The sequence below is a fragment of the Hyphomicrobiales bacterium genome, from assembly GCA_002869065.1.
Classification (GTDB): Bacteria; Pseudomonadota; Alphaproteobacteria; order Rhizobiales; family Rhodobiaceae; genus Rhodobium.
On record PKTR01000003.1, the window covers coordinates 150,730 to 172,025 of the forward strand.

Annotated in this window: 25 protein-coding genes; 14 read left to right on the forward strand and 11 right to left on the reverse strand. The window is 63.1% G+C overall.

Annotated features, from left to right (window positions below; genetic code table 11):
* Positions 1-103 precede the first annotated feature (103 nt).
* Positions 104-2,059, reverse strand: a complete 1,956-nt coding sequence (locus tag C0606_11445) for a threonine--tRNA ligase (GenBank protein ID PLX37115.1) — start codon at positions 2,057-2,059, stop codon at positions 104-106.
* A gap of 330 nt (positions 2,060-2,389) precedes the next feature.
* On the opposite strand from C0606_11445, the gene C0606_11450 reads away from it, so the two are divergent.
* Entirely contained in the window at positions 2,390-3,238 is an 849-nt protein-coding gene (locus C0606_11450; GenBank protein PLX37116.1) for a hemolysin-type calcium-binding protein, read from the forward strand.
* Positions 3,239-3,389: 151 nt separating this feature from the next.
* Entirely contained in the window at positions 3,390-3,761 is a 372-nt protein-coding gene (locus C0606_11455; GenBank protein PLX37117.1) for a hypothetical protein, read from the forward strand.
* 125 nt (positions 3,762-3,886) lie between these two features.
* Here C0606_11455 and C0606_11460 read toward each other — a convergent pair whose 3' ends face one another.
* Complete coding sequence (locus C0606_11460; protein PLX37118.1) at positions 3,887-4,213, reverse strand: membrane protein insertion efficiency factor YidD; 327 nt, start codon at positions 4,211-4,213, stop codon at positions 3,887-3,889.
* Positions 4,214-4,333: 120 nt separating this feature from the next.
* On the opposite strand from C0606_11460, the gene C0606_11465 reads away from it, so the two are divergent.
* Together C0606_11465 and C0606_11470 are read left to right on the forward strand one after the other, a co-directional pair.
* Positions 4,334-4,759 carry a GNAT family acetyltransferase gene (locus tag C0606_11465; GenBank protein PLX37119.1) on the forward strand — a complete coding sequence of 142 codons (426 nt, stop codon included), beginning with the start codon at positions 4,334-4,336 and terminating at the stop codon, positions 4,757-4,759.
* A 14-nt stretch (positions 4,760-4,773) separates the two neighbouring features.
* The gene (locus C0606_11470) at positions 4,774-5,325 is read left to right on the forward strand and encodes a phosphohydrolase (protein ID PLX37120.1); all 552 of its coding nucleotides are present in this window, start codon (positions 4,774-4,776) and stop codon (positions 5,323-5,325) included.
* A 97-nt stretch (positions 5,326-5,422) separates the two neighbouring features.
* On the opposite strand, the gene C0606_11475 is transcribed toward C0606_11470, so the two are convergent.
* Positions 5,423-5,860: an iron-sulfur cluster assembly scaffold protein gene (locus tag C0606_11475; protein PLX37121.1), complete on the reverse strand. Its 438-nt coding sequence runs from the start codon at positions 5,858-5,860 to the stop codon at positions 5,423-5,425.
* Positions 5,861-6,115: 255 nt separating this feature from the next.
* Between C0606_11475 and folE the strand changes: the two genes are divergently transcribed.
* The 3 genes from folE to C0606_11490 all read left to right on the forward strand — a co-directional run bounded on the left by folE (position 6,116) and on the right by C0606_11490 (position 8,434).
* Complete coding sequence (folE, locus tag C0606_11480) at positions 6,116-6,748, forward strand: GTP cyclohydrolase I FolE (GenBank protein PLX37122.1); 633 nt, start codon at positions 6,116-6,118, stop codon at positions 6,746-6,748.
* Between the two features lie 119 nt (positions 6,749-6,867).
* Positions 6,868-7,317 (forward strand): phosphoribosyl-AMP cyclohydrolase, encoded by a 450-nt coding sequence (locus C0606_11485; protein PLX37123.1) that lies wholly within the window; start codon positions 6,868-6,870, stop codon positions 7,315-7,317.
* A gap of 106 nt (positions 7,318-7,423) precedes the next feature.
* Positions 7,424-8,434 (forward strand): NTE family protein rssA, encoded by a 1,011-nt coding sequence (locus C0606_11490; GenBank protein PLX37124.1) that lies wholly within the window; start codon positions 7,424-7,426, stop codon positions 8,432-8,434.
* A gap of 10 nt (positions 8,435-8,444) precedes the next feature.
* Here C0606_11490 and C0606_11495 read toward each other — a convergent pair whose 3' ends face one another.
* Together C0606_11495 and C0606_11500 are read right to left on the reverse strand one after the other, a co-directional pair.
* The gene (locus C0606_11495; GenBank protein PLX37125.1) at positions 8,445-8,876 is read right to left on the reverse strand and encodes an inosine-5-monophosphate dehydrogenase; all 432 of its coding nucleotides are present in this window, start codon (positions 8,874-8,876) and stop codon (positions 8,445-8,447) included.
* Positions 8,877-9,046: 170 nt separating this feature from the next.
* A complete protein-coding gene (locus C0606_11500; GenBank protein PLX37126.1) occupies positions 9,047-9,820 on the reverse strand; it encodes a rhomboid family intramembrane serine protease in 774 nt (257 codons plus the stop codon).
* Between the two features lie 578 nt (positions 9,821-10,398).
* Here C0606_11500 and C0606_11505 point away from each other — a divergent pair.
* The 3 genes from C0606_11505 to C0606_11515 all read left to right on the forward strand — a co-directional run bounded on the left by C0606_11505 (position 10,399) and on the right by C0606_11515 (position 12,753).
* Positions 10,399-11,043, forward strand: a complete 645-nt coding sequence (locus tag C0606_11505) for a PAS domain-containing protein (GenBank protein ID PLX37127.1) — start codon at positions 10,399-10,401, stop codon at positions 11,041-11,043.
* Positions 11,044-11,178: 135 nt separating this feature from the next.
* The gene (locus tag C0606_11510; GenBank protein ID PLX37128.1) at positions 11,179-11,811 is read left to right on the forward strand and encodes a pilus assembly protein PilZ; all 633 of its coding nucleotides are present in this window, start codon (positions 11,179-11,181) and stop codon (positions 11,809-11,811) included.
* A 420-nt stretch (positions 11,812-12,231) separates the two neighbouring features.
* Positions 12,232-12,753, forward strand: coding sequence for a transglutaminase (locus C0606_11515; GenBank protein PLX37326.1), 522 nt, complete (start codon positions 12,232-12,234; stop codon positions 12,751-12,753).
* A 177-nt stretch (positions 12,754-12,930) separates the two neighbouring features.
* On the opposite strand, the gene C0606_11520 is transcribed toward C0606_11515, so the two are convergent.
* Both C0606_11520 and C0606_11525 read right to left on the reverse strand, forming a co-directional pair.
* Positions 12,931-13,464: a gamma carbonic anhydrase family protein gene (locus C0606_11520; GenBank protein ID PLX37129.1), complete on the reverse strand. Its 534-nt coding sequence runs from the start codon at positions 13,462-13,464 to the stop codon at positions 12,931-12,933.
* 307 nt (positions 13,465-13,771) lie between these two features.
* Complete coding sequence (locus tag C0606_11525; protein ID PLX37130.1) at positions 13,772-14,092, reverse strand: hypothetical protein; 321 nt, start codon at positions 14,090-14,092, stop codon at positions 13,772-13,774.
* Between the two features lie 279 nt (positions 14,093-14,371).
* Here C0606_11525 and C0606_11530 point away from each other — a divergent pair, with 279 nt between their 5' ends.
* Positions 14,372-15,031 carry a hypothetical protein gene (locus C0606_11530; protein ID PLX37131.1) on the forward strand — a complete coding sequence of 220 codons (660 nt, stop codon included), beginning with the start codon at positions 14,372-14,374 and terminating at the stop codon, positions 15,029-15,031.
* 91 nt (positions 15,032-15,122) lie between these two features.
* Here the strand turns inward: C0606_11530 and C0606_11535 are convergent, their stop codons facing one another.
* Both C0606_11535 and cysE read right to left on the reverse strand, forming a co-directional pair.
* Positions 15,123-15,335: a DUF3126 domain-containing protein gene (locus C0606_11535; protein ID PLX37132.1), complete on the reverse strand. Its 213-nt coding sequence runs from the start codon at positions 15,333-15,335 to the stop codon at positions 15,123-15,125.
* A gap of 243 nt (positions 15,336-15,578) precedes the next feature.
* On the reverse strand, positions 15,579-16,415 hold the full coding sequence (gene cysE / locus C0606_11540; GenBank protein ID PLX37133.1) for a serine O-acetyltransferase: 837 nt from the start codon (positions 16,413-16,415) through the stop codon (positions 15,579-15,581).
* 262 nt (positions 16,416-16,677) lie between these two features.
* On the opposite strand from cysE, the gene C0606_11545 reads away from it, so the two are divergent.
* Positions 16,678-17,484 carry an enoyl-CoA hydratase gene (locus tag C0606_11545; GenBank protein ID PLX37134.1) on the forward strand — a complete coding sequence of 269 codons (807 nt, stop codon included), beginning with the start codon at positions 16,678-16,680 and terminating at the stop codon, positions 17,482-17,484.
* 378 nt (positions 17,485-17,862) lie between these two features.
* On the opposite strand, the gene C0606_11550 is transcribed toward C0606_11545, so the two are convergent.
* The gene (locus C0606_11550; protein PLX37135.1) at positions 17,863-18,732 is read right to left on the reverse strand and encodes an alpha/beta hydrolase; all 870 of its coding nucleotides are present in this window, start codon (positions 18,730-18,732) and stop codon (positions 17,863-17,865) included.
* Between the two features lie 56 nt (positions 18,733-18,788).
* Positions 18,789-19,541 (reverse strand): alpha/beta hydrolase, encoded by a 753-nt coding sequence (locus C0606_11555; GenBank protein PLX37136.1) that lies wholly within the window; start codon positions 19,539-19,541, stop codon positions 18,789-18,791.
* Between the two features lie 267 nt (positions 19,542-19,808).
* On the opposite strand from C0606_11555, the gene C0606_11560 reads away from it, so the two are divergent.
* Both C0606_11560 and C0606_11565 read left to right on the forward strand, forming a co-directional pair.
* On the forward strand, positions 19,809-20,057 hold the full coding sequence (locus C0606_11560; GenBank protein ID PLX37137.1) for a zinc-finger domain-containing protein: 249 nt from the start codon (positions 19,809-19,811) through the stop codon (positions 20,055-20,057).
* A 14-nt stretch (positions 20,058-20,071) separates the two neighbouring features.
* Complete coding sequence (locus tag C0606_11565; protein PLX37138.1) at positions 20,072-21,247, forward strand: monooxygenase; 1,176 nt, start codon at positions 20,072-20,074, stop codon at positions 21,245-21,247.
* Positions 21,248-21,296: the final 49 nt, after the last annotated feature.

Consider the following 21,296-nt stretch of genomic DNA (forward strand, 5'->3'; position numbering starts at 1 on the left):
CCGATTCCCGCGACCTGACCGCCGTTCTAACGAAAAAACGATGACGGTTGTGTCACACCGTCATCGTTCTTTCGTCGACGTGTCGAAAAATTGCCGCGGAGGATCAATCGCGCCGCAAATCCGGCGCCACCGCCTCCTCGACCAGCGCGGCAACCGCCTCATCAAGGCCCATCGAGACCTGATCGCGCGAGCCGAGCCGGCGGATGTTCACCGTGCGCTCTTCCGCCTCGCGCTTGCCGCAGACGATGATCACCGGCACCTTGGCCAGGCTGTGCTCGCGGACCTTGTAGTTGATCTTCTCGTTACGAAGATCGAGGTCGGCCTGCAGCCCCGCCTTGGTCAGCACCTTGTGGACTTCGCGGGCGTAATCGTCGGCTTCCGAGGTGATGGTCGTCACCGCCACCTGCATCGGCGCCAGCCACAGCGGGAAATGCCCGGCGTGGTTTTCGATCAGGATGCCGAGGAAGCGCTCCATCGAGCCGCAGATGGCGCGATGGATCATCACCGGGATCTTCTTCTCGCCGTCGGAATCGACATAGAAGGCGCCGAACCGTTCCGGCAGGTTGAAGTCGACCTGGGTCGTGCCGCACTGCCATTCTCGGCCGATCGCGTCACGCAGCGTGTACTCGAATTTCGGCCCGTAGAACGCGCCCTCACCCGGATTGATACCGGTCTTGATGCGCCCCCCGGATTCCGCCTCGATACGCTCGAGAACCTCGGTCATCACCTCTTCGGCATGGTCCCAGCTCTCGTCGGAGCCGACACGCTTTTCCGGCCGGGTCGACAGCTTGACGACGATCTGGTCGAAGCCGAAGTCGGAATAGGTCGACAGGATCAGATCGTTGATCTTCATGCACTCGTCGGCGAGTTGCTCTTCGGTGCAGAAGACGTGCGCGTCGTCCTGCGTGAAGCCGCGCACGCGCATCAGCCCGTGCATGGCGCCCGACGGCTCGTAGCGGTGCACGATACCGAACTCGGCCAGCCGTAGCGGCAGGTCGCGATAGCTCTTCAGCCCGTGCTTGAATATCTGCACATGGCCCGGGCAGTTCATCGGCTTCAGCGCAAAGATACGCTTGTCTTCCGCGTCATCGCCAGCCGACTGCACCGCGAACATGTTCTCGCGATACCAGCCCCAGTGGCCGGAAATTTCCCACAGCTCCTTGTCGAGGATCTGCGGCGCGTTGACCTCGTCATAGTCGCCGGCCAGACGGCGGCGCATGTAGGAGGTCAGCGACTGGAACAGGCGCCAGCCCTTGGCATGCCAGAACACGACGCCCGGCCCTTCTTCCTGGAAATGGAACAGGTCCATCTCGCGGCCGAGCCGGCGGTGATCCCGCTTCTCGGCCTCTTCCAGCATGTGCAGATAGGCCTTGAGGTCGTTGTCGTTGGCCCAGGCGGTGCCGTAGATGCGCGACAGCATCTGATTGTTGGCGTCGCCGCGCCAATAGGCGCCGGCCACCTTCATCAGCTTGAACGAGGTGCCGATCTTGCCGGTCGAGGGCAGATGCGGGCCACGGCACAGGTCGAGCCAGTCGCCCTGCCGGTAGATCTTTAGCTTCTCTCCTTCCGGGATCGCGTCGACCAGCTCCACCTTGAAGTGCTCGCCGTGGTCGCGGAAATATTCCTTGGCCTCGTCACGGCTCCAGAATTCCTTCGTGAACGGCGTATTGCGGGCGATGATCTCGCGCATCTTCGCCTCGATCTTCGGCAGATCGTCGATGGTGAAGGGCTCGTTGCGATGGAAGTCGTAATAGAAGCCGTTCTCGATCACCGGCCCGATGGTCACCTGCGTGCCCGGATAAAGCTCCTGCACCGCCTCGGCCATGACATGGGCGGCGTCGTGCCGGATCAGCTCCAGCGCGCGCGGATCGTCATTGGTGATGATCTCGATTTTGCCGTCGTGATCGATCGGATCGGTGAGATCCTGCATCTCGCCGTCGAGCGCGATCGCGAGCGCCTTCTTCGACAGCGACTTGGAGATGCCAGCGGCAATATCGGCACCGGTCACGCCGTCGTCGAACGCGCGTGCGGAACCATCGGGAAATGTCAGGGAAACCATTCTTCTCTCCTGCTCACTCTCTGCCAACCAACGCAGGTAAGCTCTTTGATTCGCCGTATGAGACGGCGGTCGAATGGCCGGATAAATGGCTCGTCAAGCCGGACTCGTCAACCGCTTAAAGGAAGATGACGGCAAGCCGAATACGCCATTCACATTCCATTCAGCGGCACATTTTTACCATGGTCTTCACTTATCGACGGCGTCGCCGATCATGAATGCCCCGAGGGACGCCTTTCGCCCGGGGCGCGATGACAGAGGCAACAAGCGGCGACCCTGGCTACCAGCGACACGGGATTGGGGCGGCAGCCAACATCTGGGACGGACAACACAATGGCTATCATTCACGGTTCCGACTACAACGACGACCTCTACGGCACCGCCGGCGATGACGACATCTTCGGCTATTTCGGCGAAGACCTGATCTACGGGTATGGCGGCCGCGACTACATCGACGGTGGCTTTCACAACGACACCATCTATGGCGGCAATGGCGCCGACTATCTGCGCGGCGGCCGCGGTCACGACTACATCAACGGCGGTAACGGCATCGACGTCGCGAGCTACACTAACCACGGCACATGGGTCGACGTCGACCTCGCCGCCCGCTCGTCGACCGACGGCTATGGCTATGTCGATGACCTCATCAAAATCGAGGATGTGATCGGCTCCGAGTACAGCGACGTCATCGCCGGCAACTTCAAGGACAACCTGATTTTCGGCGGCAACGGGTCCGACGATCTTTTCGGCGCCGGCGGCAACGATACGCTGAAGGGTGGATACGGTCGCGACCTCATCCGCGGTGAAGCGGGAGCGGACCGGATTGTCGGCGGCGCGCATGATGACCGCCTGTTCGGCGACAATGGCGCCGACCGGTTGTTCGGCAACGCGGGCTTCGACACGCTCAATGGCGGCCGCGGCAACGATGTGATGACCGGCGGCCCGGGCGATGACGTCTTCGTCTATTCGAGCTTCACCGGCGACACGGATCGTATCGTCGACTTCCAGGATGATGTCGACTGGCTGCGCCTCAATGTCGGCGCCGGCGAAACCCTCGCCGACGTGCTGGCAATGGCGACCCAGAGCGGTTCGGATGTCGTGTTCGATTTCGGCAGCAACGAGATCCTGACAGTGAAGAACATCACCATCGCCGATCTGTCCGACGACATCATTCTCGTCTGATCCAACCTGCGGGTATAACGGCCGCCCTCCCCGGCCCAATCAGACCGCAAACAGAAACGCCCGGCTCGCCGGGCGTTTCTCATTTGTGTGATCCCCTTTCAAGGATTTTTCCCCTAAGCTCAATTCGGGAAACAAAGGAGGGGATTCCAACATGCGTATTCTGACGACGATTTCGCTCGCCCTTTTGACTGCGCTCGCAGCGCCGGCTTTCGCCGGGGTCGCCCCATCGGCATCGACACAGCGACCCGTCGCGACCGCACCGGCTCAGCAGGACGGGCTGATCCGCGTTGCCGCCGCCCGCAAATACTTCGTTGTGCTCGGCTCGTTCCGCTCGCGCGGCGCCGCCAATCAGCGCTGTTCGATGTTCGGTGACGGCTATGTCGTCTCGACCAACGACTACCCGAATTTCCGCAACGGCTACTGGGCCTGCGTCATCGGCCCGCTTTCGCGCGGTGAAGCCGACGACCAGATGTGGGCCTCGAAGGAAGCCGTGCCGGACGCCTATGTGAAGGCGGGGTGGTAATACGCGCGTATTCCCGAACCGAAGGTCCGCGTGAGCGAATAGTGGGAACCGGTTTTCGGACAAGAATACGCGGGAAAACAAACCGCAAAAAGCTCATACGAAGACCGGAGTGCATTAGCCCACGCTCAATCGTCGAGCCGGGTCGCCGGGTCGATGTGCTTGCCGGTCCAGCGCGCATAGCGCCACGGCAGATACCAGCGCGCGTCTCGCGGTTTTTCCTCGGGGATCGGATCGAACCCCGAGGATCCCCAGGGATTGCAGCGCAGGATACGGGCCAGTGCCATCCAGCCGCCCGGCCAGAAGCCATGCCGCTCGATCGCCTGATCGGCATAGTCTGAACAGGTCGGCAGATGCCGGCACTGCCGGCCGACCAGCGGCGACAGGACGATCTGATAGACCCTGATCAGCATGCGGGCCGGATGAAGCATGGCGGAACATTCCCTGCGCGGCATCGGCCGCAATTCTCTCGTCCCAGACAGCTAGTCTCTTCCAAGGGCGACGACAAGGCCGATTGCGCGGTCGTGCGGCAGCGGCGATAGTCGCCGTTTGCCGGCAACCAAAGAGCACATGAGATGACCATCCTGCAGTTTCGCGACATCGGCGACGACGATATTCCCTCGGTCGTCGCCCTGTGGACACGGGCTGGGCTGACGCGCGCGTGGAACGATCCGGAGCGCGATATCGCGCTTGCCCGCCGCGACGGCAACTCGACCATCCTTCTCGGCTTCGACGCGGACCGCCTCGTCGCTACCGTCATGGTCGGCCATGACGGCCATCGCGGCACGGTCTACTATCTCGGCGTCGACCCGGATGTACAGCGCGGTGGTTTCGGTCGCCAGACCATGCAGGCCGCCGAAGCCTGGCTCAAGGAACGCGGCATCTGGAAGCTGAACCTTCTGGTGCGCAACGAAAACAGCGCCGCGATCGGCTTTTACGAAGCGCTCGGATATGTCGTCGAACCAAATGCGCAGCTCGGCAAGCGCTTCGACAACGCCTGAAAAAGCCAAACGCCATGTCCGACACACTGCTCATCACCCGCGCCCTGACCTTTGCCGCCGAAGTGCACACCGACCAGCGGCGCAAGGGCGCGCGCGCCGAACCCTATATCAACCACCTCATCGAAGTCGCCACCCTGGTCGCCAGCGCGACGGGCGGCACCGATCCCGAATTGGTTGTCGCCGCGCTGCTTCACGACACGGTCGAGGACACCGACACCACCATCGGCCACATCGCCGAACACTTCGGTGACGACGTTGCCGGCATCGTCGAGGCCATGACGGACGACAAGTCACTGCCGAAAATGGTACGAAAGGCCCGCCAGATCGAGAAGGCACCGGGCCTCGACCCGCGCGCCAAGATGGTCAAGATCGCCGACAAGGTCTCCAATCTGACCAGCCTCCTGGAAAGCCCACCCGACCAGTGGCCGCACGAGCGCATCCACGCCTACGCGCAGTGGGCAGAGGCTGTCGTCGCCGGTTGCAGAGGCGTATCGGCCGACCTCGAACAGCGCTTCGACGCCGCGCTGCAAGACGTTCTTGCCCGCTATCCCGGCGCAGAATCCTGATCCGCCACCTTCGCCAACGACTTCAAGCGCTCGAGAATAGCTCCGCCAAAAGAACGCCTTGGGCGGCGCTTTGGAATCAGATCGTCAAACAGGTGAATCAGTTTGCCCGCGCTGCCTCGATCTGCTCGATCGCGTCGACCACGGCGTCAAATGCCAGCATCGTTGAGGTATGGCGGGCCTTGTAGTCGCGCACCGGCTCGAGCAGCTTGAGATCGGCAAAACGGCCTTCCGGCGGCGCACCGTTCTCCTTTAGCATGCGCCTGAGCGCGTCGCGCGCTTCACGAACCTCGGTTGCCGTCGCCCCGACGACATGGCGCGCCATGATCGAAGATGACGCCTGCCCGAGCGCGCATGCCTTGACGTCATGGGCGTAGTCGGTGACGACATCGCCGTCCATCTTGAGATCGACCGTGATCGTCGACCCGCACAGCCGCGAATGTGCAGTTGCCGTGGCGTCAGGCGCATCGAGCCGGCCGAGCCGGGGAATGTTGCCGGCAAGCTCCAGAATGGCAGTATTGTAGACGTCATCGAGCATTGAAGGTGTCCCCTGCCGCTTCCTTTCGCGGCCCAGCCTCCTATATAGATATCTGCGACCGGGAGACGCTACCGTTTTGCATCTATCGCATGCGGTGACGCTTCCTATTATAGTGTTCGGCAATGCGGCGGTCATCCGCCAATGCGACACGATATTACGATCGCCAGACGTGGGAATTGTCTCCTTACGTGAGGGCCCTATGTCTATGGCATCGTAACAAACGCCGGGATCGGCCCTTTGACGAGAGACGCGCACATGGACGCCATTGTTAAGTCGCTTCGCCCGAATTCCGTTGAGAAACAGAAGGCCGAGATCTCCCGCCCGACCCGCGAGGAAGCCGAAGCTGCCGTGCGCACGCTGATCGCATGGACCGGCGACAATCCGGATCGGGAAGGCCTGCTCGATACGCCCAAGCGCGTCGTCAAGGCGTTCGAGGAATTCTACAGCGGCTACGACAAGGATGCCGACCATCCGCTCGGCCGCGTGTTCGAGGAAGTCGGCGGTTACGAGAACATCGTGCTGGTGCGCGACATCCCGTTCTATTCGCACTGCGAGCACCACATGGTGCCCTTCATCGGCAAGGCGCATATCGCCTACTACCCGAACGAAGGCGTCGTCGGCCTGTCGAAGCTCGCCCGCGTGGTCGACATCTTCGCCCGCCGGCTGCAGACCCAGGAACATTTGACCGCGCAGATCACCAATGCCATCGACGATGCGTTGAAGCCGCGCGGCATCGCCGTCCTGATCGAGGCCGAACACCAGTGCATGTCGCTGCGTGGCGTGCAGAAGGCCGGCGTGTCCACCATCACCACCGAGTTCACCGGCGTCTTCCAGGACGACCCGACCGAGCAGGTGCGCTTCATGACGATGATCCGCTCGGGCAGCTAGGCCCGACGCGGACCATCTCCCAGTTTCTTCCAGGACGCCGGAAGGCCGCCGCAAGCCCCCCGGTGCTCGATCAGCATCGGGATTGCAGTGCCGTGTGCGCAGACCAGACCAGCCACCCCGTGTTCGCCGCGCGCGGCGACAAGAACGCCGTTGAAAAAGGCACGAGCTTCGCACCCAAATTCGACAAGGACGGCCTGATCATCTGCATCACCACCGACGCCGACAGCGGCGAAGTGGTCATGGTCGCCTACATGAACGCGGAATCGCTCGCCCTCACCCTCACGACCGGAGAGGCCCACTACTGGAGCCGCTCGCGCCAGGAACTCTGGCACAAGGGCGCCACCAGCGGCTCGGTGCAGCGCGTTGTCGAGGCCCGCACCGACTGCGATCAGGACGCGATTCTGCTGAAGGTCCGTACGGACGGCAGCGGCGCCTCCTGCCATCTCGGCTATCACTCCTGCTTCTTCCGCACCATTCCGGTCGGCAGCGAACCCTCGCCGGAGACGCAGCTGACGATCTCGGCAGACGCGCCGGCCTTCGACCCCGACGAGGTCTACGGAAAGAAGTAAGCGCGCGGGCCAACCGCCCGGCGATCGGACAGATTTCCGCCATTCACGCTTTGTCGACGTCCTCGCCCTATCCTCCTTGACTGGGGGATGTTTTGGGTAGAGGACGATGTTCGACTTTCTCAATCGGTCGGTTGCGCGCGATGTTCCCGATGGCGATGGGCCCTCGGTTGCCGCGCCGCGCCCGTTCCGCCCCAAGATCGGCCTTGCGCTCGGCAGCGGCGCCGCCCGCGGCTGGGCTCATATCGGCATCATCCACGCGCTTCGCGAAGCAGGCTACACCCCCGACATCGTCACCGGCACGTCGATCGGCGCCATTGTCGGCGGCTGTTTCCTCGCCGGCAAACTCGACAAGCTGGAAGACTTCGCCCTCTCGCTCAGCAAGCGCCGAATGCTCACCTATCTCGACATCGGTTTTGGCGGCAGCGGGCTGATGAGCGGCGCACGCCTCTCCAAGGTACTGCGCCAGAACCTCGGCGACCTGCGCATCGAGGAATTCAACAACTCCTTCGTCTCGGTGGCGACCGAACTCGGCACCGGCCACGAGATCTGGCTGCGTTCGGGCGACATGGTCAACGCCATCCGCGCGTCCTACGCCCTGCCCGGCATCTTCCAGCCGGTTCAGATCGGCGGCCGCTGGCTGGTCGACGGCGCGCTGGTGAACCCGGTCCCGGTGTCGGTGGCGCGCGCGCTCGGCGCCCGCGTCGTCATCGCGGTCACGCTGCACTCCGACGTGTTCGGCCGCGGCACCACGGTGGTGCACCCGATGCCGCCCTCACCGGTTACCGACCTTCCGGGCACACCTGAAGACGACGAGGAAAAGGCGGCCGGCTCTTGGACCGGCATACAGGCCCTGCTCGGCCGCCAGTTCTTTGGCGGCGGCGATGACGGCCTGCCCGGGATCTCCGGCGTGATGATGGAAGCCTTCAATATCATCCAGGACCGGATCGGCCGCTCGAGGCTTGCCGGCGACCCGCCCGACATCACCATCGGGCCGAAGCTCGGCTCCATCAATCTGCTCGATTTCCAGCGCGCCGAGGAGGCGATCGCGATCGGCTACGAGACCGGCCGCAAGGCCGTTCCCGAAATCGCCGAACTCGTCGCCGCCCTCAGCGAATAGACTGCGGAACTCAGACGGTCGCGATGTAGCTGCGCATTTCTTCGGCTTCGCGGACGGCCTGCTCGATGCGGAACTTGACCACGTCACCGATCGAGATGACGCCGATCAGATCGCCGTCGCGCATCACCGGCAGGTGCCGGAAGCGGCCGCGCGTCATGCGCTCCATAACCTCGGGGATGGTCTCTTCCTCTGTGCAGGTCACGACCTTCGCGGTCATGCAGCTCGAAGCCGCCATGTCCATCGCCGCAGCGCCCTTGCGCGCGAACGCATGGATAATGTCGCGTTCCGAAATGATGCCGATAACGTCATCATCGGCGCTGTGCACCACGATGGCGCCAATGCCCTTCTCGGTCAGCACATCACAAATCTCGGAAAGGGTCTGTTCGGGCAATGCGGTGATAACATCGCGCCCCTTTTCGTTGAGAATGGCAGCAACGGTCATGAATTATCCTCCCTTATAAGCGCCCTTTGCGGGCCTGTTTTGTGTCCGCCGCACATTCGCGAAGCGGTTGGGAGAAATGATGACACAATGTCGCAGGAACGCAAACCATTCCCAAAGTCGAAGGATTCACATACCCGATCAGACCGTCCGACGACGCCCGTTTGCCATCGTCACATCGGCGGCAGGACGTCGTCCCAGCGCCGCGCGGGCTGCTCCGGATGCTTCGGATCGAACACCGAGAACATCAGCAGGCCGACGAAGAAGCCGCCGATATGCGCCTGCCAGGCGATTTCCCCTTCAACGCCGGCGATCGGCGGCGCGCCGATTCCGACCAGAAGGTTGAGACCGAACCAGACGGCAAGGAAGATCAGCACGCGCCCGTCGCGCAGTGCCACCAGAAGCGGCGGCGCCGGATAGCGCCATGCTTCAGCGCCAACGGCGCGCACCCGGCGACGGAAAAAGACGAATCGAGCCGCCGCCGCCATCAGCCCGGAAACCGCGCCCGACGCCCCGATGACGGGAACGAATTCACCGGGATGGGCGATCAGATGCGCCACCGCCCCGCCAATGGCCGCCGCCGCGGACAAAAGCAGAAAGCGTAGCGCGCCGAAACGCCAGGCAACCGCGCTGCCGAACGCCGCCAGCCAGAACACATTGACGGCGAGGTGAACCCAGTCGCCATGAAGATAGGCGTATGTCACGAACATCCAGAGATCCGCACCCGCCCCGCCGGGCAGCCCGAGTTCCGCCGCCTCAGCTCCGAAGCGCGCGGGAATGAACGCGAAGCGGATCAGCACCTCAAGGTCGGTATCGGCGCTGATCAGATACATGCGGGCGGCATGGATGCCCGCAAGCAGCACCGCCAGCGCGACCACCACGGGCGGCATGTTGAAGACCGGCTCCCGGCTCGATGCATCTTCGTTTTGCCGCGCGAAATTGTTCATGACTCTCCACCGCGTGAGGACTGAGGCAGCTATAGCAAAGGACGGCGTCGAGGGAACCCGTATTCGCCAATTCTCGATTTGACACGACGGCGCACCGGAATCCCGCGGATGCACAGGCCGACGCCCCGCAGCGGGACGCCGGACAGAAAAAAGGCCCGCGTGAGTTTCCTCACACGGGCCTCAAGAATAGTCACGCCCCCGAAAATTCCCCTAGAGCGACAGTGGCTCGCTGCTGGCCTCCAACCCCCGGCCAATCAGCGAAAATGGAGTAACGGTTGAATAACCCAATCCGAGGTGTTTTTTCAATCTTCACATGAAGTTAAGGTTAATTCCGGTTAGGGCTGAGCCCCCTGCGCGTTAACTTCTGTCGCCGCCCGTCAGCCCCCCCTGCAATCGCCGGCTGCGCACCACGCCGACCACCCCTGCCATTCCGCCGCACCTCCTTCGCCGGCAAATGGCACACCTCCTGCTCCCCATCACCCTCAAGCGGCTATCGAGGCGCAAAACGTCCCGATACCGAACAGGGGCACGCGTGCTCCGGGGCAACAATTGGGGAATTGGCAGGGGAGCGAGCCAGGATGAAACAGGCTGCGATACAAAAGCTGTACGCTTATTGGGACAGCTTGCGTGGGGCTCGCCCCGCGCCGGAACGCCGCGAGATCGAGCCGAGTGAGATCCGCGAACTGCTCGGCGACACCTTCATCCTCGAATTCGAAGGCCCCGACCGCTACACGTTTCGCCTGGCCGGCACCCGCATGTGCTCGGCCTATTGCCGCGAACTGAAGGGGCGCAACTTTGCCGACCTGTGGATCGGTAAGGACCGCGAAGCCGTCAACAACATCATCGCCGCCATCACCACCGATGGCGCCGCGACCGTACTCGGCTTCCAGGGACGCAACCAGCTCGGCAAGACACTCGATTTTGAATTGCTGCTGCTCCCCCTGCGCCAGAACGGCGAAGGCTTCAATCGTATTCTCGGCCTGTGCGTGCCCGTCGACACGCCCTACTGGATCGGTGTTCATCCCATCCGCGAACAGTCGATCATCTCGACCCGCCTGATCTGGCCGAACCAGCGCCCGTTCTTCCTGCGTCGCCAGCGCCGCCCGGACTCTGTCGATCTCGACACGATTGCGCCGCAGCCGCCGGCAATCGTCCCTCATCAGCCCGACGTTACTTCACGTCGCTACGGTCATCTCACCGTTTACGACGGCGGGCGCGGCTGATCTGCAGACAAGCCGGACGTAATCGTTCCAATATTGGTACGATTTCTTACACCTTCTTAACCCGCGCCCCTCTACAGTTGTCGTCAGAGGGCGGTCGTTCCGATCGTCCGTGTTGGATTCCGCAAGGGTTCGGAGATGGCTTTTTCGGCGGCAACGGCGGACACGATCAATTTGCCAACGGCGGATTCCCTGCCGACGCGGCGATTTCAGCGTGTCAAAATCAATGTCCTTGGCCGCTATATGCTGGCCAGCCAGCGCGAGTACCCCTGCCAGGTCATCAATATGTCGCCAGGCGACGTGGCCCTCATCGCGCCGGTCTCCGGTGATGTCGGCGAACGCGTGATCGTCTATCTCGACCAGATCGGCCGTATCGAGGGCGAGATCGTCCGTCAGACGGTCGAAGGTTTCGCGCTGACCATCAACGCGACACCCCGCAAACGCGACAAGCTCGCCTCGCAGCTGACCTGGCTCGCCAACCGGCTCGAGCTGAATCTGGCCGAAGACCGGCGCCACGAACGCATGGTCCCCGAAAACCCGATGACCCAGCTCACCACGTCCGACGGCAAGGTTCACAAGTGCCTGGTCATCGACGTATCGCTGTCGGGCGCGGCCATTCGCATTCCGTTCCGTCCGCCGATCGGATCGCGCGTCGTGCTCGGGCGCATGCAGGCCCGTGTCGTCCGCCATATGGACGAAGGCATCGCGGTCGAATTCGCCACGGTTCAGAGCCACGAGTCGCTGAAAGCCGGCATTCAACCGGCCATCTAGACGACGTCTTTTTCTTTTCTCGAATTTTTTTTCAAGAAAAAACCGGCGCAAGCCGGTTTTTTTTATTGCCTGAACTTGACCGCTCGCGCACCACACCGAACGCCGCCGACAGACTGAACCTCATAAAATCGCACATAAATTCAATGCGTTATTTCAGCCTATGCCAATCGATAAAATTCGATTCAATTTCAAATAAAATAAGTATAAAAGTCGAATAAATTTCATCACTTATTTGATTTAAATAGTACTATAAAGTTTAGCGTCAAATAAAAACGCCTCTGACATAGTGAAGCCATCGATTGGGAGGGTTTCACCATGGGACTTACAGGGGTATATTGGAAATTCGCGTCGGGATTACTTGTCGCCTTGGCGCTGAGCACCGGACCGGCCGAGGCCGCCGGCAAATACGGCCAGCGCTTCATGCGCACCACCGGAATTACAGCACCGCCGATCGGCCATGTCAGGTTTTGTGAGAGCAATCGTGGGGAATGCCGCTCACACACCGCACAGGCCAAGGTGATGACGCTGACCCGCGCACGCTGGCAGGAACTTCTCAGCATCAACGACGACATCAACCGGCGGATCGAACCGGTCACCGACCGCGATCTCTACAACGTCGACGAGCTGTGGACCTATCCGAAACGCAAGGGCGACTGCGAAGACTACGTTCTTCTCAAGCGCCGGGAGCTGATCCAGCGCGGCTGGCCTGTCGGCGCCCTGCTGATCACCGTGGTGCGCGACCAGAATGGCGACGGCCACGCGGTACTGACGGCGCGAACCGATCGCGGCGAATTCATTCTCGACAATCAGGTCAGTGCTGTCCTGCCCTGGAACGAAACCGACTACCGCTTCATCAAGCGCCAGTCCGAAACCGACGAGGTTGCCTGGAAAAACATTTCCGACACCCGCGTCTGGTCGGTCGGCAGCCTCGCCAAGCGCTAGACGGAACGACAATTCGGCGGCAACGCCCGCCACGGACATTTGGTGAGAGACACAGGAACAGACCCGGTCACGTCCCCACCTCCCCGTCCCTACCCAGACCGGGTACTGAGAGCCGGCTCGTCACCCCACGAGCCGGCTCGCCCCTTTTCAGGGATGAGTTTGTCTACCGGGGCGGCATTACACGTCGATGCGGCGCATCTCGCGGGCATAGCGTTGCCAGTTCTCAACATAATGATGCGCTGACCAGGTCAGGCTTTTCACCGCCTCCTCATCGAGCTGACGGATCGCCTTGCCCGGCATGCCGACGACCAGCGAATTGTCAGGGATCTCCTTGCCTTCCGGCACCAGCGCGTTGGCGCCGATCAGGCAGTTGCGGCCGATCTTTGCGCCGTTGAGGATCGTCGCCCCCATTCCGACCAGCGAATTGTTGCCGATCGTGCATCCATGCAGGATCACCCCGTGACCGATGGTGCAGTCGTCGCCGATGGTCAGCGGAAAGCCGATGTCGGTGTGCAGGATGCTGCCGTCCTGTACGTTGCTGCGCGCACCGACCGTCAGCGGCTCGTTGTCGCCGCGCAACACCGCGCCCCACCATACGCTGGCATCTTCGGCAAGATTCACCGCACCGATCAGCACGGCATCGGGCGCCACCCAATAGCGGCCTTGTTCCGGAACGGTCGGAGCGACGTCACCCAGCGCGTAGATCGGCATTGTTGTTTTCCTTGAGCAATGTTCGTGAAGCCAGTCAGGCCGGTCGACTGAACGCACGCTGCATCCGGCCGCCGGCAATGATGGCGAACCGTGCCATGAGCGCGCCAAAAAATCGAGCGACGCGACGTCGCCCGCTTCAGTCAGATACGACAAATGGAATTGGCGAGTGTGACCGGGAATACGCTCAGGGCATTGCGCGTGATCATTGATTCACGCGACATGCCCCAGCCGATTTCTTTGACGGTGTTCTTTTCCGAAAACCGGTTCCCACTTTTCGCTTACGCGGACCTTCGGTTCGGGAATACGCTCAGAAGGTCAGCGCGATGGCGAAGTCGAGCACGACGATGCCCGAGCAAAGGCTCCACATGCCGGCGATCGCGGTGCTGGCGGCGAGCCAGCCAACCGGGCGGTTCTCGATCCGACGGCCGCGAATGGCGTTACGCATGATGATGAAGGGGCCCGCGAAGGCGCACATGATCACCGCGGCGATGACCGCGAACCAGTTCTCGAGCGAGAATTTGAACGACGGCGGCTCGTGCGTCACGAGCTGATAGAAGCTGCCCAGAATCCCGGCAGCGACGAAGCCGGTCAACAAAGCAAAAACCGCAACGGCGAGATCGGCGCCCATCGACAATACCCCCTTGCGCACCCAAAACGGTACGAATGCCACATGCCCGATCGTTCACCGCAAAAGCCGTGCCGGTCGCCATCGATGGGGGAAAACCGCCGCTGCGTTAGGGCTTCCGTAACCATAAATGCGCGACCGTGTACCGCGACGGAACACTTGTTCCGGAATGGCGCATCGGTCCCGAATGAAGACCCGCTGCGCGCATTTCTCGTTCACGCGTTGGCAGGGAATACCGTGTCGTCAGCCCTTTCGATCAGACAGGATAGCGGACGCAGCTGGATGATCACGGCAATCGCCGTGGCAAGCCTGATCGGCTTGATCGTCGTACTGTTCCAGCTGACGATCGACTGGCTTGGCGGCGAAGCGCTGAAAGCCGGCCTCAGCACCGATGCGAGCCCGACGGCAATCGTCATCCACGGCGAAACCCTGCACATCCCGCAGAACATGATCCGTTTCGCCGACCAGCGCCGCGACGGCCCCGCCGAGCGCATCGACCTTGTGCTGCACTGGCCGACGCTGACCGGCTATGATGAAACCCACGCCAATGCCTTCGACGACATCTCGGCCGACGCGCCGATCGTCTTCGTGTCGATCGCACCGCGCATGACCGAAGTCGATTCCACCGGCCGTCTGGTCAATCTCTACGCCCGGTTCTTTGCCGATGGCGGCCCTGGTCCCGACGGCCTCGAACGCCGCTCGCTGCTACCGGGCAACGGTTACGATACCGAAGAGATCTACTTCGAAGCCGGCTCCGCCCACCCCTTCGTCGCCCGCTGCACCAAGCCGGACGGCAGCGGAATCCCGAGCAATTGCCTGCGCGAAATCTATGTCGGCTCGAACCTGTCGCTGACCTACCGGTTTCGCCGTCCGCTGCTTGCCGAATGGGCCGCGCTCGACCGCGGCGTCAGTGCCCTCGCCGCATCGTTCCTGAAAAAGTAGCCGCCGGCCTCAACACAAACAAAAAACGCCCCCGCGGCCGTCATGGCGCGGGAGCGCTTTCGTTCGTTTCGAATGACGATGCCGGGAGCGTCTACTCTTCCAGATCGAATTCCAGGATTGCCATCTGGAAGTTCCACGACAGATCGTCGTCCTCGTCATCGCGGAAGATCACACCGATGAATTCGTCGCCGATATAGACCTCGGCGGAATCGTCCTTCTGCGGCCGGGCGCGAACACCGATGCGCGGAAGATCGAACTTCTTGCGCAGAAAGGCTTCAAGTTTGCGGATTTCGTCTTTGTTCAAGGATCGTCTCCTGCAGTCCTGCGGTGGCGCCGATCCGCCCTCACCCGAAGCGGGCGGCGAGCCAGACGCCGTGAATTGATACCGATGGCAGTTCCGGCACACCGGGCAGCCACCCGGAAAATCCGTGAAGTGCCCGGCGGGAGTCGCCATCTGCCCCTGTAGTGGCCGACGACGCGCCCGCGGTCAACGCATGGCGGGCGCGAAATTCGACCAATGGCAAAACCGCAACACCGTGCCGACGCTTCAGCTGCCGTTCGACGACAGCTCTTCGGAAAGGGTCTGGTCCATCATGATCGACGGCTCCTCGCAACCCGCCTGGCCAACCACCCTGGCCGGCACGCCGGCGACCGTGACATGGGCCGGAACAGGCTTCAGCACGACGGAGCCCGCCGCGATGCGCGAGCAGCAGCCGATCTCGATATTACCGAGGATCTTGGCGCCGGCACCGATCAATACGCCCTTGCGGATCTTCGGATGACGGTCGCCGTCTTCCTTGCCGGTGCCGCCGAGGGTGACGCCCTGCAGGATCGACACTTCGTCGCCAATCTCCGCCGTCATGCCGACGACGAGGCCGGTCGCGTGGTCGATGAAGATGCCGCGGCCCATCTGCACCGCCGGATGGATATCCACCTGGAACACTTCCGACGCACGGCTCTGCAGATAGAGCGCGAAGTCCTGGCGTCCCGCGTTCCAAAGCCAGTGCGCAAGCCGGTGCGTCTGGATGGCATGAAAGCCCTTGAAGTAGAGAACCGGCTCGATGTAGCGCGAGCACGCCGGGTCACGCTCGAACACAGCGCCAAGATCGACGCGGATAATCTCGCGCAGCTTCGGATCGGCCGCCACCGCGTCGTCGAAGGCGTGGCGGATATGCGCGCCGTTGATGCCGCCATGGTCGAGCCGCGCGGCGATACGATGCGCGACGACCGCCTCGAGCGACTCATGGCTCAGCACCGTCTCGTAGATGAAACCGGCGAGCTGCGGTTCCGCCGACGCGATTGCCTCGGCTTCCTCGCGGATCTGGTTCCAGATCGGATCGTGTAATGCGAGGCTATCCGAAGCCGCTTCGCGTATCTGACCCATTGCGCCCGCTCCCGTATCCCGTTGTTCAAGCGCCATCGTTGCAGCGCCTGTTTCCGTGTCTCCATAAATAGGACATCGGGCGCCAAATCCAAACAGCTCGCAAAGATTTGAGCACAGCGAGGTCAAGAGACCTTAAACGCACTTGCCGCCACCCGGCGAAAATCTCGTCTCCGTCTTCCGTCGCCTTGACTCCATGCGTGCCGGGCGAAGACAACGATTGCCGAACTGTAGCAAACGTCGTTCCAGACAGCCGGAGAGCCCGATGACCCCCACCGTTCCCTCGACCGACCCGCATATCGTCGGGCGCATCGAAGCCCCGATCGGCTGGCTGATCATCGACAACCCGGTGCGCCGCAACGCCGTGTCGCTGTCGATGTGGAAGGCGATCCCGGCGGTCGTCAAGGAACTCGACCAGCACCCGGATGTCCGCGTCATCATCATTCGTGGCGCCGGCGATGCCGCCTTCGTGGCTGGCGCCGACATCTCCGAATTCGCCGAGACCCGCAAGGACGCCGCGAGCGCGCTCGCCTACGAAGAGGCGAACGCCGCGGCCTATGCCGCCCTGCGCCACGCGGTGAAGCCGACGATCGCCATGATCAAGGGTTTCTGCATGGGCGGCGGCATGGGGCTTGCAGTCGCCGCCGACCTGCGCTTCGCCGCCGATGATGCCGTGTTCTCGATCCCCGCCGCCCGGCTTGGCGTCGGCTACCCGCCCGACGGCATCCGCGATGTCGTCAAGCTGATCGGCCCGTCGCGCGCCAAGGATCTGTTCTTCACCGCGCGGCGCGTCCACCACGAGGAAGCCCTCGCGCTTGGCCTCGTCGACCGCGTCATCTTCGCCCTCGATCTGGAAGCCGAAACGCGGGCTGTCGCCGAAACGATTGCTGAAAACGCTCCGCTGACGCACATCTCCGCCAAGGCCGCCATCGACGCCGTCGCCGGAGACCCGGCCGCCGCCGACTGGGAGCATGTCCGCGCGATGACGAACATCTGTTTCGACAGCGCCGACTTCGCCGAGGGGCGCACCGCCTTCATGGAAAAACGGAAGCCCGTCTTCGAAGGCAAATGACCTTTCGGGCGCACAACTTCCCTAACGGAAGTTCTTGAATCGATTTCTCATGCTGGGGAATCAATTTCTCAACGGCGTGAATCGGATTATCGGAAAATCCGGCCAACACCCTCGAAAGACTCACCTTTTGTTAACCATGCCCGTTAACCGTCGATTAACCATAAATCGACGGTTTGCGCGACGCCCTGCGAACCCCGAGACTCTGCGGTTTTCGGCAGTTTTCCGGCACTTTAGCCAACCGCGCGGAGCGGCTCCGCCGGGCGCAAAATCCGCACTTGAATCACTCTGTGAAGGCGTTGAAGCGGCCACTTTGAATCGGAATCTGAACTTTCGGAACCAGCCCTAACCGATTCTGCCGACTCAGCTTTTCGAGCGCTCTTAAACCAGGATCTTGCGCAGGAATTCGACGACGGCGTCGGCGAAAACGTCGTTGCGGTCGCCCGCCACCATGTGGCCCGCTCCGGAAACATCGGCGTAATCCGCCTGCGGCACGAGTTCGAGAAACTCGCGCGCATGGTCTTCCGAAACCAGTTCCGAACGCCCGCCGCGCACCAACAGGACCGGCACGTGGATATGGCGCACGGCGTCGAGCATCCGCGCTTCCATATCGGCCGGCTCGTTGGCGACCGACCTCGGCCCGGACAGGAACCGCGGGTCCCAGTGCCAGCGATAGCGACCGTCATCGTGTAGGCGCAGATTTTTCCTGAGGCCTTCCAGCGAGCGCGGCCGCTCCCGGTTCGGGAGATAGGCGGCGACCGCGTCGGCCGCCTCGTCGATGGAGGCGAAGCCCTCCTCCATGCGGTCGCGCATGAAGCCGGTGATGCGGGCAACGCCGTTCGGATCGAGCCGGGGAACGATGTCGACGAGGATCAGCGCGGACAACAGCGAGCCGTCACTTTCGCCCTCGGCGAGCATCCCGGAAATGCCGCCGAGTGAAGCCCCAATCACGATCGGCGCCGAGCCATACCGCTGCGCGATCTGCCCGGCGACGGCAACGAGATCGGCGGCGTAGTCGGCGAAGGTGTAATCGCCGCCCTCGACCCATTCGCTATCGCCATGGCCGCGCTGGTCGAGCGCAATCGCCCGCAGCCCTTCGCGCGCCAGACGCGCCGCCGTCTCCTCCCACGCGTAGCGGGTCTGCCCGCCGCCATGCAGCAGAAGCACGACCGGCCCGCGCCCCTCTTCACCCTCGTGGAGATCGCCGACGAGGCGATTGCCCGCCGTTCCCGAAAATTCGACTCTGTGCACCCTGTCGCCCCCTCGCCCGAGCCCGGTTCTCGTACCGGCCGCTCGATGCCCGATCGTCAGGACCGGCGCGTCCAGAATTCCATCGTGCCGGCCTTGTAGGTCTTGTCGCCCACGGCGAGCATATGATCGCGGCCCGGTATATCAAGCACCTCGGCGTCGGGCAGCAGCGCGGCAAGCTCGTCGGCCGAGCCGGCGATGGTGTCCGTGGTCCCGACGGCGACGAGAATCGGCATGGTCAGCGTCGCGAGCGTCGCCGGATCGATCTTCTGCCGCGACGAACGCATGCAGGCGGCCAGCGCCAGAAAATCGCTCTTCGTCTGCTCCGCGAATTTGCGGAAGGCACGCCCCGTTGCATCAGTGACATGCGAAATCGATTCGGCCTCGAGCGCCTCGGCAATCGGTTCCGGCGCACCGACACCCGTCACCATGCCGTAGCCGAGGCCGCCGAAGACAGCGGTGCGGACCCGATCCGGCGCCGTTGCGGCCAGGAACGCGGTAATGCGCGCGCCCATCGAATAGCCCATTACATCGGCGCTCTCGATGTCGAGATGGTCGAGCAGACGCTTCGCATCCTCCGCCATGGTCGGCGCGCCGTAATACGCCGGATCGTAGAGCTTCTCGCTTTCGCCGTGGCCACGATTGTCGACGCCGATCACCCGCCGGCCGGATTTGACCAGCATGTCGACCCAGCCGGTGTAGACCCAGTTCACATGGGCGTTCGAGGCAAAGCCGTGAATGAGCAGCGTCGGCGCGCCCTCGCCCTTGTCGAAATAGGCGATCTCCACACCCTGCGAATCGAATGAATCCATGTCCGGCCTCGCTCGCGCCTGCATTTTGTCCTGATCGAAGCGGCGAACATAGGGGCTCGCCCCGACGCTGAAAAGGCGTCATCCGTCGAAACCGCACAACGCGGCGCACACCGCACGCCGAGCGCGGCGAAAGGGTCTGTTCATCACACGGCCGGCTCGCTATTGTGCCGACCACTGCGCCCATTCCCGCGCAACACCTTGCAATCGACCGTTCCGGCAGTCCCGAGCATCCGCCGTTTCGGTCCCCAGCGATGGAAGCTTGCCGCCATGGCTCACCAGATCGTTCCCCATTTCTGCAACGACGACGGCGTCGCCTCAATCCGCGTCGGAGCCCGCGAGTTCATGTGCATCGGCGCCCGCGCGCCGTTCGATCATCCGCACGTCTTCCTCGACATGGGCGGCGACAGCGAAGCGGTCTGTCCCTATTGCTCGACGCGCTTTGTCTACGACGCGTCGCTCGGCGCCGGTGACGCCGACCCGGCCAACTGCGTCGTCGTCGCAGAAGCCGCCGAATAACACCCTCCACAAAGATGGAACGCCACATTGCCATTGCCGGCGCCGGCATCGGCGGCCTCGCCGCGGCGCTTTCGCTTGCGAAGGTCGGCATGCGCGTCACCGTGCTGGAACGCGCGCCCGCGCTGCATGAGGTTGGCGCCGGGCTGCAGATCTCGCCGAATGCCAGCCGCATCCTGATCGACCTCGGGCTGCACGACGCGCTGAAAGCCGTCGCCGTCGCGCCCCTCTCGATCCGCATCCATGCCGGCCGCAGCGCCCATGAGCTGAACCACGTCAATCTCGGAGAGAACGCCGAGAAGCGCTACGGCGCGCCCTACTGGTCGATCCATCGTGGCGAACTGCAAGCCGTGCTCGGCGAAGCCGCCCGCGCCAATCCGAATATCGACCTCCGCCTCGGCGCCGCCGTCGTTGACGCAAACGAAGACGCCTCCGGCGTTACCGTGATGCTCGAGGGCCCCGACATTCCCGCGCCGGTCACCGCCGACGCGCTTGTCGCCGCCGACGGCGTCTGGTCGAAGGTCCGCGCCAATGTGCTGAAACTTCCCGGCGCCGCCTTTACCGGTCGCACGGCCTGGCGGGCACTGCTGCCGATCGAAGCGGCACCGGCGCAATTCCGGTTCAATGGCGGACTGTGGATCGGCCCGAGCGCCCATCTCGTCCACTATCCGGTTTCCGGCGGCACAAAGTTCAACATCGTCGCAATCGTCAAGGACGACTGGAACGAGGAGGGCTGGAGCGCGCCCGGCGACCCGGCCGTTCTGCTGCGACGCTTCGCCAACTGGGCACCGCTTGCTCGCGCCGTTCTCTCGCTGCCCGATGAATGGCTGAAATGGGCGCTCTGCGGCATGCCGCCGGCGGGCCAGCCCTGGCATCGCGGCCGCGTCGCCCTGCTCGGCGATGCCGCCCATGCGATGCTGCCCTTTGCAGCGCAAGGCGCGGCCATGGCCATCGAGGACGGCGCCATCCTTGCCCAGGAGCTTGGCAGCGACCAGCCCGTCGAAGCGGCGCTTAGCGCCTACGAACACCGCCGCCGCCCACGCGTCGAGCGGGTCGTCGCCACCGCGCTCGAGAACGACAAGCTCTACCATGCGTCCGGCCCGGCCGCGCATTTCCGCGATGCGGGCCTGCGCGTGCTCGGCTCGCGCATGCTGCTTGCCCGCTACGACTGGATCTACAGCTGGCGGCCCTAGAGCCCCGGTTCTCCCCCGGTTTCCCCAGCCCCGTTCCCGTTGGGGCTTG

What these genes read in the sequence shown, in the direction of transcription:
- C0606_11445 (PLX37115.1), bottom strand. Translation starts at nt 2,059, where the DNA reads ATGGTTTCCCTGACATTTCCCGATGGTTCCGCACGCGCGTTCGACGAC.
- C0606_11450 (PLX37116.1), top strand. Translation starts at nt 2,390, where the DNA reads ATGGCTATCATTCACGGTTCCGACTACAACGACGACCTCTACGGCACC.
- C0606_11455 (PLX37117.1), top strand. Translation starts at nt 3,390, where the DNA reads ATGCGTATTCTGACGACGATTTCGCTCGCCCTTTTGACTGCGCTCGCA.
- C0606_11460 (PLX37118.1), bottom strand. Translation starts at nt 4,213, where the DNA reads ATGCCGCGCAGGGAATGTTCCGCCATGCTTCATCCGGCCCGCATGCTG.
- C0606_11465 (PLX37119.1), top strand. Translation starts at nt 4,334, where the DNA reads ATGACCATCCTGCAGTTTCGCGACATCGGCGACGACGATATTCCCTCG.
- C0606_11470 (PLX37120.1), top strand. Translation starts at nt 4,774, where the DNA reads ATGTCCGACACACTGCTCATCACCCGCGCCCTGACCTTTGCCGCCGAA.
- C0606_11475 (PLX37121.1), bottom strand. Translation starts at nt 5,860, where the DNA reads ATGCTCGATGACGTCTACAATACTGCCATTCTGGAGCTTGCCGGCAAC.
- folE (PLX37122.1), top strand. Translation starts at nt 6,116, where the DNA reads ATGGACGCCATTGTTAAGTCGCTTCGCCCGAATTCCGTTGAGAAACAG.
- C0606_11490 (PLX37124.1), top strand. Translation starts at nt 7,424, where the DNA reads ATGTTCGACTTTCTCAATCGGTCGGTTGCGCGCGATGTTCCCGATGGC.
- C0606_11495 (PLX37125.1), bottom strand. Translation starts at nt 8,876, where the DNA reads ATGACCGTTGCTGCCATTCTCAACGAAAAGGGGCGCGATGTTATCACC.
- C0606_11500 (PLX37126.1), bottom strand. Translation starts at nt 9,820, where the DNA reads ATGAACAATTTCGCGCGGCAAAACGAAGATGCATCGAGCCGGGAGCCG.
- C0606_11505 (PLX37127.1), top strand. Translation starts at nt 10,399, where the DNA reads ATGAAACAGGCTGCGATACAAAAGCTGTACGCTTATTGGGACAGCTTG.
- C0606_11510 (PLX37128.1), top strand. Translation starts at nt 11,179, where the DNA reads ATGGCTTTTTCGGCGGCAACGGCGGACACGATCAATTTGCCAACGGCG.
- C0606_11515 (PLX37326.1), top strand. Translation starts at nt 12,232, where the DNA reads ATGCGCACCACCGGAATTACAGCACCGCCGATCGGCCATGTCAGGTTT.
- C0606_11520 (PLX37129.1), bottom strand. Translation starts at nt 13,464, where the DNA reads ATGCCGATCTACGCGCTGGGTGACGTCGCTCCGACCGTTCCGGAACAA.
- C0606_11525 (PLX37130.1), bottom strand. Translation starts at nt 14,092, where the DNA reads ATGGGCGCCGATCTCGCCGTTGCGGTTTTTGCTTTGTTGACCGGCTTC.
- C0606_11530 (PLX37131.1), top strand. Translation starts at nt 14,372, where the DNA reads ATGATCACGGCAATCGCCGTGGCAAGCCTGATCGGCTTGATCGTCGTA.
- cysE (PLX37133.1), bottom strand. Translation starts at nt 16,415, where the DNA reads ATGGGTCAGATACGCGAAGCGGCTTCGGATAGCCTCGCATTACACGAT.
- C0606_11545 (PLX37134.1), top strand. Translation starts at nt 16,678, where the DNA reads ATGACCCCCACCGTTCCCTCGACCGACCCGCATATCGTCGGGCGCATC.
- C0606_11555 (PLX37136.1), bottom strand. Translation starts at nt 19,541, where the DNA reads ATGGATTCATTCGATTCGCAGGGTGTGGAGATCGCCTATTTCGACAAG.
- C0606_11560 (PLX37137.1), top strand. Translation starts at nt 19,809, where the DNA reads ATGGCTCACCAGATCGTTCCCCATTTCTGCAACGACGACGGCGTCGCC.
- C0606_11565 (PLX37138.1), top strand. Translation starts at nt 20,072, where the DNA reads ATGGAACGCCACATTGCCATTGCCGGCGCCGGCATCGGCGGCCTCGCC.